This is a genomic window from Chryseobacterium sp. HNCC26DJ240 (assembly GCF_057180485.1).
The window spans coordinates 619,460-633,427 of sequence record NZ_JBXUGK010000001.1 but is presented as its reverse complement, the minus strand read 5'-3'; the positions used below and the strand labels follow the sequence as shown (position 1 = coordinate 633,427).

At 33.8% G+C, this 13,968-nt stretch carries 10 protein-coding genes; 2 read left to right on the top strand and 8 right to left on the bottom strand.

Going from position 1 to position 13,968, the window contains the following annotated elements; genetic code table 11:
* Window positions 1-157: 157 nt before the first annotated feature.
* A complete protein-coding gene (locus tag AC2A1G_RS02860; protein ID WP_191734687.1) occupies window positions 158-1,171 on the bottom strand; it encodes a nucleoid-associated protein in 1,014 nt (337 codons plus the stop codon).
* Window positions 1,172-1,530: 359 nt separating this feature from the next.
* Between AC2A1G_RS02860 and AC2A1G_RS02855 the strand changes: the two genes are divergently transcribed.
* Entirely contained in the window at window positions 1,531-1,929 is a 399-nt protein-coding gene (locus tag AC2A1G_RS02855; protein ID WP_484045442.1) for a DUF7674 family protein, read from the top strand.
* Between the two features lie 98 nt (window positions 1,930-2,027).
* Here AC2A1G_RS02855 and AC2A1G_RS02850 read toward each other — a convergent pair whose 3' ends face one another.
* From AC2A1G_RS02850 to AC2A1G_RS02830, 5 genes are all read right to left on the bottom strand, one after another.
* Window positions 2,028-3,146: a lactonase family protein gene (locus AC2A1G_RS02850; RefSeq protein WP_484045441.1), complete on the bottom strand. Its 1,119-nt coding sequence runs from the start codon at window positions 3,144-3,146 to the stop codon at window positions 2,028-2,030.
* 18 nt (window positions 3,147-3,164) lie between these two features.
* Window positions 3,165-3,938, bottom strand: coding sequence for a carboxylesterase family protein (locus AC2A1G_RS02845; protein ID WP_484045440.1), 774 nt, complete (start codon window positions 3,936-3,938; stop codon window positions 3,165-3,167).
* 98 nt (window positions 3,939-4,036) lie between these two features.
* Window positions 4,037-5,092 carry a serine hydrolase domain-containing protein gene (locus AC2A1G_RS02840; protein ID WP_484045439.1) on the bottom strand — a complete coding sequence of 352 codons (1,056 nt, stop codon included), beginning with the start codon at window positions 5,090-5,092 and terminating at the stop codon, window positions 4,037-4,039.
* Window positions 5,093-5,239: 147 nt separating this feature from the next.
* Complete coding sequence (locus AC2A1G_RS02835; protein WP_484045438.1) at window positions 5,240-6,931, bottom strand: helix-turn-helix domain-containing protein; 1,692 nt, start codon at window positions 6,929-6,931, stop codon at window positions 5,240-5,242.
* 790 nt (window positions 6,932-7,721) lie between these two features.
* On the bottom strand, window positions 7,722-8,219 hold the full coding sequence (locus AC2A1G_RS02830) for a cupin domain-containing protein (RefSeq protein WP_484045437.1): 498 nt from the start codon (window positions 8,217-8,219) through the stop codon (window positions 7,722-7,724).
* Between the two features lie 222 nt (window positions 8,220-8,441).
* Between AC2A1G_RS02830 and AC2A1G_RS02825 the strand changes: the two genes are divergently transcribed.
* Entirely contained in the window at window positions 8,442-8,930 is a 489-nt protein-coding gene (locus tag AC2A1G_RS02825; protein ID WP_484045436.1) for a hypothetical protein, read from the top strand.
* A 279-nt stretch (window positions 8,931-9,209) separates the two neighbouring features.
* Here AC2A1G_RS02825 and AC2A1G_RS02820 read toward each other — a convergent pair whose 3' ends face one another.
* Complete coding sequence (locus AC2A1G_RS02820; RefSeq protein ID WP_484045435.1) at window positions 9,210-10,748, bottom strand: RagB/SusD family nutrient uptake outer membrane protein; 1,539 nt, start codon at window positions 10,746-10,748, stop codon at window positions 9,210-9,212.
* 10 nt (window positions 10,749-10,758) lie between these two features.
* Complete coding sequence (locus AC2A1G_RS02815; RefSeq protein ID WP_484045434.1) at window positions 10,759-13,647, bottom strand: SusC/RagA family TonB-linked outer membrane protein; 2,889 nt, start codon at window positions 13,645-13,647, stop codon at window positions 10,759-10,761.
* Window positions 13,648-13,968 lie beyond the last annotated feature (321 nt).

Genomic DNA, 13,968 nt, shown 5'->3' with positions numbered 1-13,968 from the left:
ATGTCACAATTTTAATATAAGTTAAAATTCATTAATATAATTTTAAGAATATTTATAAATCTTAACCAATATAACTATTATGAATCTTTATCCGCAAATTTATATAAATATTCTCGCGAATTACCCATTTTAAAATCAATACAAATTATAGTGTTTTTTATACTTCTTTATCAAAATACAACATATAAAATTTCCCTTTTTCATCCTGACCCTGTTCCAGCATTTTGCGGTCTCCGTGAATGTAAATATGAAAGTTTTTATCTAATTTGATAATACTTTTGAAATGCCTCTGCGTTTTTTTCACTGCCGCTTCACTGATTGGAAATTCTTCAGCAATATTGATTTGCATTTCCTGCTCATAATCGGTTTTAAAATTATTAAAACTCTCTATCACGTGCTCGTCTTTCAAAACCTCAGCTGCAAAATCATCTAATTTAAATTCTTCCTTTTCTTTAAAAAAGTTGATAGACTGATTCAGAAAATCTGCCTGATCTGCCTTTGAAACCTCAAATTCCTGCGGAAGCTGTTTAGTAATATAATCTTTATAAACCATCAAAGCCTCCTGTGTATGAAAATATTCGTCGTCACGCTGTTTTACCTTTAGAAAATCTTCAAACCAGTAATACATATCCCCGTTTTTGTTGTTGTCAACCACAGAAAGAACGTAGCCATTTTCTTTTCCGTTATTGTAAATCAACGCTGCTTTATCAATTTTTGAAAGACTGATTCCCTGATCTTTTTCAAGCTCGAAAGTTTCATTTTTAGGAAATATTTTCAGGAAAGAATCTCTTTTTTCAGTTTTAAAGATTCCGATTTTGTGTACTTTTTCGTCGCCCTCTTTTTCATCTTCAAAGAAAACAATGAATAATTCTCCACCCTGAACTCTCGGGTTTTCTGCTGCTTCGAAAAGATGTTTTGCGATGTTTTCTGCTTCCCAAAGGAACTTATCTTTATCTTCAAAAATCTCTGAAACCGCACTGTAAACAGGATTATTAACCAAATAAGTGTCACTGTAGAATTGATAAGTTTCTTCAGTTTTGAACGAACCTAAGAAATAATTTTCCAGCATTTCTACCGTTCCTTCATCCAATTGAAGCTCTTCCTGTGAAAGCAGAAGCGATTCTCCGTTAATTTTATTTCCGACTCTGTGGACAACAATTTTTGTAAACATCAATGATTTTTTATGGACTGCAAATATATTTATTCTGAAATTAAAAAAGAAAAAATATCATTTTACTTTAAACAATTAATCTGAAAATATGGCATATTTAAAATTCATTACATAATTCTACAATTTCATTACATAAAAACTAAAAACTCATCACAAAAACCTCATTTAAAATCAATAAATCATGCTTCATAACTCTTTATATAGTGAAAATAAAACATCTTGTAATTACCATCAATAAGCAAATTGAGGGAAATGTAAATTGAAATTATTATTTTTAAATTATTAAAAAAACTTCTTTATCACACGAAAGAATTGGTACGGTTTTGGCTAAAAAGAGAATATCTAAAAATATTTTAGTTATGAAGAATATGGAGATAAAAACCATTAATGAAAATGCAGCAATCGAACATTTAAAAGTATTTTACCCTACGATACAAAACGAAATCGTACAACTTTCTGCACAGGATAACTTCGCAGGAGTCATTCAGGCAACCGTAAATCACCTGAAAAACCTTTTGCAGGAATCAAAAATCAACATTGTAAATCACAACATCAAAATGATGGACTGGATTTACCGAAACGGAACAAATACCGTACAGCAAATCATTGAGAATCTTTTTGTAAGATCGTTCAGAAGTTTTAAAAAGCAAACTGACCTTCACCAATGGAATATTTTATATCAATTTATGCCAGTAAATTTTCAGAAGATTTATGTAAAGCAGACAAAAATGGATGAAATATTATTCAAAAGACACTAAATCAACTATTCATATCACGAAAAAATCCCGAAGCAAATTTGTTTCGGGATTTTTATTTTATTGACAAATCTTGTTGTTGTCAATTTGTCTACATGATTTTAATATTTTCTGATCTGCACTGCAGAAACGTTTTCTATTTTAATTTTTCTGCCCACTTTTGTAAGCAATCCGGTTTCAAAATTTCTTCTGAAAACTACGACAGTTCCGGTTCCTGTATTGGCAACAATGACAAATTTTCCGTTTTCATCCATTCCAAAAACTCGAGGGTGTTTTCCTTTTGTTGATTGATAACCGACTGGTTTTAAACTTCCATCATTTTTAACAGCAAAAATGGCAATATTATTTTCAGAACCACGGTTTGAAGCATACAAAAACTTCCCGTCGGGAGAAATATGAATGTCTGAACTTTCAAAATCTGCATTCAATTTTTCTGAATGCGTATCAATTCGCTGAATGTTTTTTAATTCTCCATTTTTACATTGATAAGCGCTTACTGCTCCTACCATTTCCTCAATCAAGTAGGCAAAATTTCCGTTGGGATGAAATGTGAAATGCCTTGGTCCGCTTCCCGCAATGGTTTTTACGAAAGGTTGTTGGCAACTTTCCAGCGGCTCGTTTTTATCTTTATTAAACTGATAACATCTGATTTTATCAGCTCCCAAATCGGGCAGAAAAATATAATTGAAATCGGGCGAAAATACCGTCGAATGAATGTGAGCACGATCCTGCCGACCTTTATTCACACTACCTTCAGAAAACTGAAAATTCTGGACAAATGGCTGAATTTTTCCATCTTCCAAAATCGGATAAACGGAAACGCTTCCTTCTGTATAGTTCCCATTTACAAGCCACTTTCCATCTTTGTGAGCCGTTAAATAAACCGGATTTTCGCCACCACTTTTCTGGCTGTTGATGAAAACCAAAGATTTATTTTTTGGATCAAATTTAAAACTACTCACGCTTCCGCCATTTTCTGTTTTGCTCTCTGTGCACGCAAAAACGTATTTACCATCTGTAGAAATCGTCAGAAAAGAAGGGTTTTTGATGTTCTTTATGGCTGTTACTTTTGATAAATTTCCTTTGATAGTGTCTAATTCGTAGACAAATAGTCCTTCCTTTTCTTTATCCCAATTGAATGAGCCGAGAAAGACGAAAGTGTTTTGAGCAAAAAGATTTGAAAAGAATAATAATGCAAGTAAAATTTGTAATGATTTCAATATAGATTTTTTTTAATTTTATTTATGCTGTTTCATCAGCCATTTTGGAATTTCATCAACCAATTCTGCAGACAAAATATTGTTGTGGTATTTATCTTTAAATTCCCAGAAGAAAATATTTCCATCGCCTTTTAATTCTTCAAAAAATTTGAGATTACTTTTTATCGAATTTTCTGTATCCAGACTTCCGTGAACCATCCAAATCGGGAGATTTTTAAGCTCATTTATTTTATTAAATTGTGAAACTCCGGAAATATTGATTGCTGCTGCAAATAAATCCGGACGGTTGGAAATCGCATTGGAAGTCGTAGAACCGCCCATAGAAAAACCCATCACATAGATTCTGTTTTTATCAATATTTTCTTTTTCGATGAAAGAATCCAATGAATTTAAAACCAAATCTAAATATGCACTGGATTCTGAGGCTAAAACATTTCTGTCTTTATCTAAATGATAATTTGACGACCGCTCAGGAAACTGTGGCGACAAAACGTACACCGGATATTTTTCTCTGTTTCCAGGCAGCAACCACATTTTCGCCAAAACTCCCATTTGGGAAGTATTGTTTGTACCAATCGCTCCCGAACCGTGAAACACCAAAACCAAGGGATACTTTTTACTTGTATCAACAATTTTTGGCTTTAAAAGACGGTAATTCACGACATTTTTTTTATTTTCAAATTTTCCTTCTTTGAAATCTGAAAAATCCAGACTTTTGATGTGCTTGATTTTCGCTAATGATTTTGCAGAATCTGCTTTGTCATGAATTTCGGTTTTTGTGCTATAGTTCATTTTTTGCGAAGTGCAGGAAAATAAAATTAGAACTGCAAAAAGGGTTAGTAAATATTGGGAAATATCTTTCATTATTCTGTAATTTTTATAACAAATTATTATTTTAACAGCACACTTTCCTGCACAATTTTTCTCACACCCTGCTCAAAATAATACGCAATATCAAAATTTTCGTTTCCCACATTTTCCATAATGATGACGCTGGTTTTGGTTTTCGGATAGTATAAATTGACAGCCGTAAAACCTTCGCCCGGATGAAAGCCAGTGTGCCCCATTTCGTTGATTTCAGCTTTATCATTTATTCTCAAACCATATCCGTAACCAATGGGATTTTCGCTGAAGACCTGATGTTTTGCTGTAATTGAATAATTGGTCATCATTTTATAAGTCGCAGGTTTCAGTAATTTTCCATTGTTAAGGGCTTCGTTCCATTTTGCTAAATCGGAAGCTGTGACGATGAGATGACTTCCGAAATAATAATTTGGTTTAAAATCTGATTTTTCATTGAGTCGGAAAGTTTCATCTTTTCTGACGGTGTGACCTTTTACCAAAAGCTTGCTGTTCGTTTCATTGGGATAAGAACTGTTTTTCATCTGGCATTTTTTGAATAAAGCTGTTACCAAATCCTCAAATTTTTTGCCGCTTTGTTTTTCCAAAACCAATCCTGCAACGGAATAGCCAATATTTGAATAACTAAATTCCGTTCCAGGCTGAAGCTTGAGATTTGGTTTTAAATCATCACTGTATAGCCCTGAAGTATGATTGAGTAACTGATGAACACTGACTGAATCTGCCCACGGATACTGAAAATCCGGTAAATATTTGCGGATGGGAACTTGTAAATCGATTTTTCCCTTTTCAACTTCCTGCAAAATTAAAGTTGCGGTAATTTGCTTGGCAATTGACATTGTTGAAAATTTGTCTGAGATTTTAAGTGGTGTTTTTTTATTAAAATCAGAGAAACCAAAAGCTTTGGAATACATTTGTTTTCCGTTTTGCTGAATGTAAACGACACCGTTGAATGACCTGGGTTTTGTAATCTTTACTAAACTGTCGATTTTTGCAGAATAATCATCTTTTTGCTGAGCAGAGGATTGAAATGATGTGAAAAACAGAGTGATAGCTAGAGAAGTCAGCCTAAATAGTTGTTTCATTTGTGGATTGAAATAATTTTTGATTAAAATAACTGAACTTAAAAGATTCTATAAATTTAAATTTTTAATCTAAAAAATAATAAAAAAAGTTATCCACAAATGTTGAGTTTTCTTTAAATAAACTTCGAGAAATATTGATTTTCAGTTTCAGTCAGCTTTTTTTTCAGCCTGAATTTCTTCATTCCTTTTTTTGAGGAACTCTGCGGGTCTCATTCCGTTTTGTTCGTAAAAGAAGTTTGAGAAACTCTGTCTGTTGCTAAAACCACATGCCAAAGCAATATCTTCAACCGAATATTTGCGCCATTCTTTATGGTTATAGATTTGGTCTACTGCATATTTTATGCGAAGATTATTGAGGTATGTATTGAAATTACTGTCTTTAAATTCACTCACAAACTGAGAAAAATAGGTTGCATTGGTTTCAAATTCTGCGGCAAGCCGTCCAGCGGTAACACCCCTCTCAAGAAATCTCTTATTCTTTTCAAAATGTTTGAATTTTTCTTTCAGGCTTTTAATAACAGTGGGATCCAGTTTTGAAACTTTTTCAATATTTTTTTCCTCAGCCTGAATAATTTCCGGTCTTACAGAATCAAGTTCACTTAAAATATGATTGTACTTTTTCTGAAGATCTTTTTTCCTTTTAAACCAATAAAAAACCAGCCCAACTAAAATCAAAAGTGCTACAGATAAAATAATAACCAGCTTTTCGCTAAAACTGTTTTTATTTTCCAGTTTGGCCTGAGCCTGAAGTAACTCTTTCGTATCATACTCCTTGTGGATGCGGTTGGCAAGGTATTTAAAATCATTCGTAAGAACGCTGTCTACCTTGATAAGCTGTTTGGTATAATATAGTTCCTGTTGAGGATTATTTTGCTTTTTATAATAGTCAATCAACTCTTCATAATTGCTTCTCGTTTGAGGAAAAATAAACTGATGCTTTGTAAAAATAGAATCTACGGTCTTGTATCGTTTGATTGCCTCTTTTGCATTTCCTTGATTTTTATAGCTCATTCCTGAATAATAATAGGCAGCAGAAATCCATGAAAAATCATTTACTTTCTTCAAGCCCGGAATAGATTTATTGAGATTGTTGATGGCTTCAGGATAATTTTTCTGATGAATCTCGTTGATGCCTTTGGCTTTATAAAAATAACTTCGTTCAAGCTCAAAATCATTCGTTAAGGGAGTTTCTTTTAACCCTTGACCGGTATGAATTACCGCATTTTTATAATCTCCCATCGCCTGCTCGCAAACAATGAGTTGGTGCAGGGCGTTTAAATATCCTTTTCGGTTATTAAAAATCAGGTTTGGATGAATATCACCTTTGGTATTTGGCTGGAAAAACGCTATACTTTTTTTAAAAATTTCTGCAGATTCACTGTAATATCCAAGATAGCTTTTTACAACACCTATATAGTATAAATTCCTGTTTTTCAAATATAAATCCTGAGAATTTTTAAGATAATTGTATGCTTTCAAATATTCATTGAGTGCCGGTTTGAATTTTCTGAAAGTAAAGTAGTAAACGCTGCCTTTAGAAAGATAGGAATTACCAATTATATCGGGATTTTTTGAGAGTTTGGCGGCTGACACTGCGCTGTCGGCATACTGCAGTTTCTTGTCTGGTGTAAACTGTATAGCATCGTGATAGGCCTGAAAAAGCTCCTTGTAATCTTTGTCTTTTTTTGCAGATTTGATATAAAGATTAACATAAGTAAAAGCTCTTTCATCATTTTCTTCAAATTCCCAATATTTATCCCTCAATTCAGAATAATATGCCTGCGATTGAAATTGAGTAAAGACAAAAAAGATAATGAAAGCTAAGATCTTCCTCTGCATTGGTAATTTTAAAAAAAGTTATACAAAAATACTGTTTTTTATATCTAAAATCATTGAATAAGTCTAAAAAAAAGCAAAAATAGAATAAACAACAATTAATTGATTTACAGTTACTTAAAAATTATTTTGGTAAAAATTTTAAAAATACATCCGTGAGATTTTAATATTCTGACCAATATAAGATTGCATGGCAGACCTACTCTTTTTAATTTAGCAAAAAATAATTCTGACGCATATAATCTGTTATACTTATTTTAAAGTAACTGGTAAATAAGAAACAGTAAATAAACGGTGCTTCGCTTTAAAAATTGTATCAGAATTTTAATTTAAGCATTAAAACAAATAACCATTTTAACTTTTAAAGAAGAGAATTTATTTTATTTCTGGTCTTATTTATAATGTCTTTGTTTGCATAAAATATACCAGACCGCTTATTTTTAATTATGTAATTTTTTCCTGTTAAGATTGAATTACGTGGAAAGATCTTTTTGTTTCAAATTGCTAAAAAACACAAAAACATTGTAATAGAAAACGGATCTTTCAGTCGACTTTTTAAGTATTGCATGAATGAAATTTTCATGAAGATGAGCGAAGTCAAACAAAAAATAACGGTAGTTTTTGTTTTAAGATTAAACAAAACTGTAAAAAACAGATGTGGATCATTAAAAGATTTTATCTGAAGGGCGGTAACTTCCAGTTATCTTGGCAGGCCTCTGAGAAGCTCGCTGTCCTGAAAAAGAATCTTTCCAGTGATTCATGTCTTTTTTTTTGTTTAAAACCTCAACCTTTTCTAAGGATTGATTTTTCCGGAAATTTCGCGCTTGAATTCTTTGTCATTTACTTCATCAAACCATTGTGAAGGATTTTTCTCATGATCAATGCTTACCGCTATATGCGTCATTGATTCAGACTCAGTTCCGCCATGCCAGTGTTTCACGTTTTTTCCGACCTTAATGACGTCACCTTTCTTAATCTTTTGTACAGGTTTTCCTTCTTCCTGATGATAGCCAATACCGTCTGTCACCAAAAGTGTCTGCCCGCCGGGATGATTATGCCAATGGGTGCGTCCGTCGGGTTCAAAAGTAACATTGCTTACACGGGTTCCTTCATCACTTAAAATTGCCTGATAGACAACTCCTGTGAATTTATCATTCGGAACTTTCTTGCCTTTCGGAAAAACTGTTTCAAGATTATTTCCCAAGCTTTTTTCCTGTGCTTCTGCAGTTTTGTTGCATGAGATAAAGCCCATTGAAATTGAAAAAAGCGTAAATATTTTTGTGATTTTCATTGAATAAAATTTAGTGTTAGAATTTTGCCAGTCGACAAAATAAACATTTTAAAAAGAAATAACACGTTAATAATAACTGATTATTTTACAATCATTTTCAATAAAATAATTAAAAAAATAAATATATTTATTATTTTTGCATTAAAATACATCTTTTAAAATTGAATAATTATAAAATTTATTAACCCTCAAAGTCTTAGATTAGAAAAACTATTTTTTTACATGAGAATATCAAATTATAAATTATCTTTATCTCTGGCACTTTTTCTGGTTAGCATGATTATACTTTCTGTTTTTACAATTATCATCTCTAAGATTATCGTTCTAAGAATTTTACTTTCTGTTTCTGTAGTGATTTTTACAGTCTTATTATGGAGAATCAGATGCGTTGTTTATGAGAATTCCGGCCATTGTATCACCTTTACAAAACATCATCCTTTCACTTTCAAAAAGTTTATTCATCCATTTGTAGAATTGCCGCAATCGAGCATTAAAGATTTTAATTTCCGACAGGGAATGATTTCAAATAAACTCATACTAAAAGTTGATTCTAAAAGAAGAAAAAAATTCATTTTAAAGATGAAACTGTTTGGATTCAGCGATGCTCAAAACAAAAAGATCATCACTTCTCTAAACTCAATAAAATTTGAAAATAAAAATTACTTATCGTCAGATAATGAAATCAGAAATATAAACCTTAGTTTATCCTAAAATTTGATTTTAAACAAACTTAAAACCCCACAATAAACCCTCAAGCTAAATAACCTGAGGGTTTTATTTTTAATTTTTCTGAGGCAAAACATCTTTATTTTCTTCTGCCTGTCTTTTATCTGATTTGTTATTTTATTTTGATAAAATTTGCTTATAGTATTAAGGTATTTTGGTTTAAATATATTCTTAATTTCTTTCAAGGCAGCATTAAATAATTACGACTAAAAATCCCCTCGCTTAAAAACGAAGGGATAATCTAATTTAAAATGAAAAAATATTTTAAGGATTTTGCTCATATCCTGCAATCTGAACCTGATTCAACGGGATTTGATACAAATAATCGTTGGTAGTAATCGTAAAATTATAGTTGTTTGCAGCGGCAGCAGCATTGATGACAGCCACTCCTGTATTCCATCTTACTAAATCGTGCCAGTAAACACCTTCACCTGCAAATTCAGATCTTCTTTCTCTTCTCAATGCAGTTGTAAAATCTGTTGAACTGATAGATGTAGGAAGTGCAGTAAGACCGGCTCTCTGGCGAATTCTGTTCAAATGAAAAACAGCCGTGCTGGTATTTCCCTGATTATCTAAAACCTCAGCATACATCAAAATTACATCTGCATATCTGATAATCGGGAAATTGATTGGCCAGTCGTAACGGCCACTGATTACAATCCCCGGCTCACGGAATTTAATAAAATAATTTGCATTATCTGGTTGACCGTTTTGTGCGATAAAAGTAGTTTTTGTAGTAATATTTTTTCTTAAATCCCCTGCTTCATAAGAATTTAGAAGAGATGTTGAAACACCCAGTTCTGCTGAGCTGTAAAGACTGCTCTGTGCGTTGTAAAGAGGATCGTTGATTCCGAAATTCGGAGAAACAAAACTTGGAAGATAAGTACCCTGAGACAAACCTCCGCTGATATGCTGAATTTCGAAAAGATGGTATTTGTTGTCATTGGCACTTTTGAAAAGATCTGCATAATTGGGTGCGAAAGTTACAAACTGACCCTCAGCCTGAATTACAGCAGACAGGTGATCTCTTGCTTTGGTAAGGTAAGAGCTGTTATTTAAAGGGTATCCATTTCCTGTAAGGTAAATTCTTCCCAACATTGCATGGGCAGCAGATTTTGTAATTCTGCCTTTATTTTTTGCGTCGTAGGTATCTTTCAAACCGTCAATAGATGCTTCAATGTCTGAAGTGATAAAATTGTACAAAGTTGCAAGATCTGTTCTGGGTATTGCCGCAGCTTCGTTGGGGCTTACAGGCTTGTCTATCAAAGGTACTTTTCCGAAAGCCCTCATCAGTTCAAAATAGGCGTAAGCTCTTAAAAATTTAACTTCAGAACGGTATTGTTCTTTTGTAGCAGGACTGGCAAAAGGTACAGCATCAATTCTTGCTAAAATATTGTTGGCATACGTCACCAGCTGATAAGCATCATCCCAAAGAATTGCCATCTCTTCAGTAGAAGAAGTATCCTGAAAACGGTTGATGGCGAAATAATCTCTGTTTCCGTTTTGAGAAATCGCATTAAAGTTATTAGAACGAACTTCGGATGCCAAAAGATAATAATTAACATCAAAACCACCTCTTGAAGACGAATTAATCATCGCAGAATATACTCCGGAAACAGCCTGCTGGATTTGCAATTCTGTGGTATAAAAAGAAGTTTGCGTAATGTTGTTTTCAGGTTCAAGCATCAGGTCTTTTTCGCAACTCACTGCTCCTAATGTTAAAGCTCCAAATAGTAAAGCTTTACCTAAAGTTTTAAAATTTAAAGGTAAAAAAGATTTATTTTTAATATTGATTGTTTTCATTTTAAAAAATTTAGAAGTTAAAGTTTAAGCCCATCATATAAACTTTCGCATTAGGATATGCACCATAATCTGTTCCGTCAGACTGCACAGATTCCGGATTATAACCGCCGTAGTAATGATCTTTTCTCCACACGTTTTCTAAACTGACATAAAGTCTAAGATTGGAAATTTTCAGTTTGCTTACCAAGTCCTGATCAAAATTATATCCTAACGTAATGTTTTTCAACTGAATATAAGTAGCGTCATAGAGCCATCTTGTATCAAGAAGTCCCCCTGTAGTACCATCCAATCTTGGTGTTTTACCATCTCCAGGATCTTCATCTGAACGCCAGCGGTTTGCCCAGTTACCCATTACGTTGCTGGTAGTACCCATACTTGTACGGTCAATTGCACGGCCTAACAAAGCGTAGCTATAACCACCTTTCTGCCCTTGGAAGAACACGGATAAATCGAAATTCTTGTAAGAGAAGGTGTTGGTAAAACCCCAGTAGTAATCAGGAGTAGGTCCACCAATGATGTGACGGTCTTTCTCATCAATTTTTCCGTCGCCATTCGCATCCTTATATTTTACGTCTCCGGCAATGGCTCCGACAGTTTTTGCAACACTTGCGTTGTTGATATCTGCAGTTGAAAGTACTCCGATGGCTTCATATAAATAGAAAGAATTTAATTCTTCACCCACCTGAATAATATTGGTAAGATTATCATAACCCGATGGAATCGGCTTGTTGTTATTACCCAGTTTTGTTACTTTATTATTATTAAACGCAATGTTTGCAGAAGAATTCCACTTGAAAGCTCCTACTAAGTTTTTGGTACTTAAATCTAATTCCAAACCTGTATTTCTTACAGAACCCACGTTTCTCCACATCGTTGTATATCCTGTAACTGAAGGAATAGGTTCCTGTAAAAGAAGATCGTTGGTATTTTTGATGTAATAATCTGCAGTGAAATCAATTCTTTTAAATAAACCCAATTCAAAACCAAAATCTGATGATCTTGTTTTTTCCCAGGTAAGATCCTTATTTTCGATCGTATTTGGAATCAAACCATTCGATAATGCTCCTCCGAAAGAATAATTACCACCGGCAAGTGTTCCGAAAGCTCTGTATTCCCCGATAGAATTATTTCCGTTTTCACCCCAGCTGTATCTTAATTTAAGGTTACTTAACCAGTTTTGATTCTGCAGAAACTCTTCTTTATCGATTTTCCAGCCTCCACCAAATGCGGCAAAAGTTCCCCAAAGATTATTCCATCCGAATCTTGAAGACCCATCTCTACGAATACTTGCCGATGCCATATATTTACCTTTGTAATTATAATTTACACGGCCAAACATAGAAACGAGCATCCACTCTGAAGCAGTATATTCTGAATTTAAAACAGCTCCTGACTGAGTGAAGTTAAAAGTTTTTAAATCATCATTAGGAAAACCTCTGTTTCGGTTGTACTGAGAGGTTGTTCTGTAATTTTCTGCACTGTAACCAGCGATAGCATCTAATTCATGGCTTCCGAAAGATTTTTTGTAGGTTAGTAATGCTTCCCCTAAATATCTGTTGTAGTTGATTGTTCTGCGGCTGGCTGTACTCACCTGCCCCGGTATGTTGGTAATTAAATCAAAAGTTGGTGTATAACCTGTATTTATATTAAAATTATTGGTTGCTCCTCCTGATAATTTAAAGTTCAATCCTTTCATAATATCATACGAAACATACAAACTTGAAAGCAATCTGAATTCGTTGGTATCATTGGTTGTATTTTCCATTAAACCAATCGGACTCTGTGTAGAACCTGCCCATCTGTATCTCAAATTTTTCCAGAAATTGGTGTAAAGACCTGCACCGACCTCTGCAACAGGTACCATCGACAACATTTTATGAGCATTATTATCTTTCCCGTCAACAGTTGCTCCGTAGCTCTTAGAATAACTTGGGCGTAAGGCAATTCCCGCTTTTAATTTATCTGTAAGATTAACGTCTACCGAAGCACTTAAATTAAATCTGTTAAACCCTGTATTAATCGCCAGACCTTCCTGATCAAAATAAGCTCCCGAAATCGCATACTTTACACCTTTTCCTCCACCTCTCACGGCAAGCTGATAATTTTGAATGGTTGCCGGACGGTAAAATGCATCCTGCCAGTCGATATTTGCTACTTGATTTGTTCCCCAACGAGGATCAATCATTGCAGTAATATTAGCAAGATTATAATCTGTATTGTTTGCCAAATTAAAATAACTCGCTCTCACTGCATAACTATCCGACGCCGAATGTCCTGGAGCTAAACCCACCCATCTTTTGTTGATGGCTTCGGTAGCAAAATCAATCCATTCTGAGCTTGTCATGATATCGAGTTTTTTCTCAATAGTCTGCACTCCATAATATTGAGAAAAGCTAAATGACGGTTTGCCGGACGTTCCTTTTTTGGTTGTTACAATCACCACACCATTAGATCCTCTGGATCCATACATTGCCGTTGAAGCCGCATCCTTAAGTACATCAATCGATTGCACATCATCTGGTGAAATGTTGGCGATATCATCTACCACAATTCCATCAACTACATAAACCGGGGAATTATTTGCTGAAATTGAAGCAGTACCACGCACTCTCACTTCCAGTGGCTCTCCAGGTTTTCCGGTAGTTGAGCGGGTTTTCACCCCTGCAATCTGACCAGTCAAGGCCTGATCTACTCTTGCAATAGGCCTGTCTTTAAAACTTTGTGCACTTACTTTCCCTACGGAACCGGTAACTTCGCCTTTCTTTTGCGAACCGTAAGCGATTACAACAACTTCCTCAATATCTTTTGTCTTGTTGTTGCCAATACTGTCTTTTTCCTGTGCGAAGATAAAACCTGTGGTACCAAATAAAATACCTAAAGCTACGATTGATTTCTTCATTCTCTGTCTGGTGGATTATTAATTATTTACTGATTAGTTTTCATTAAAATTAAAGTTGAGAAATGTTAAATCTTAACGACATGATATTTCTCATATTTTAATTTCCTAAATGTAAAGTTCTCATCATTTTCAGCTATCCTGCGGTTACCTGCTAATGTTTCGTATAGAATAAATAGCGGTTTTAAAGTGATTCAGATGATGATTTTTGTCTAAAAAAAATTGAATAACCAACAAAAATTCACAGAAAAAATAATGATAAGTGGTAAAATTATCCTGCAGATTTTGGCTTCGGGAATGCATTTTTATGAATTATTCTGAAAA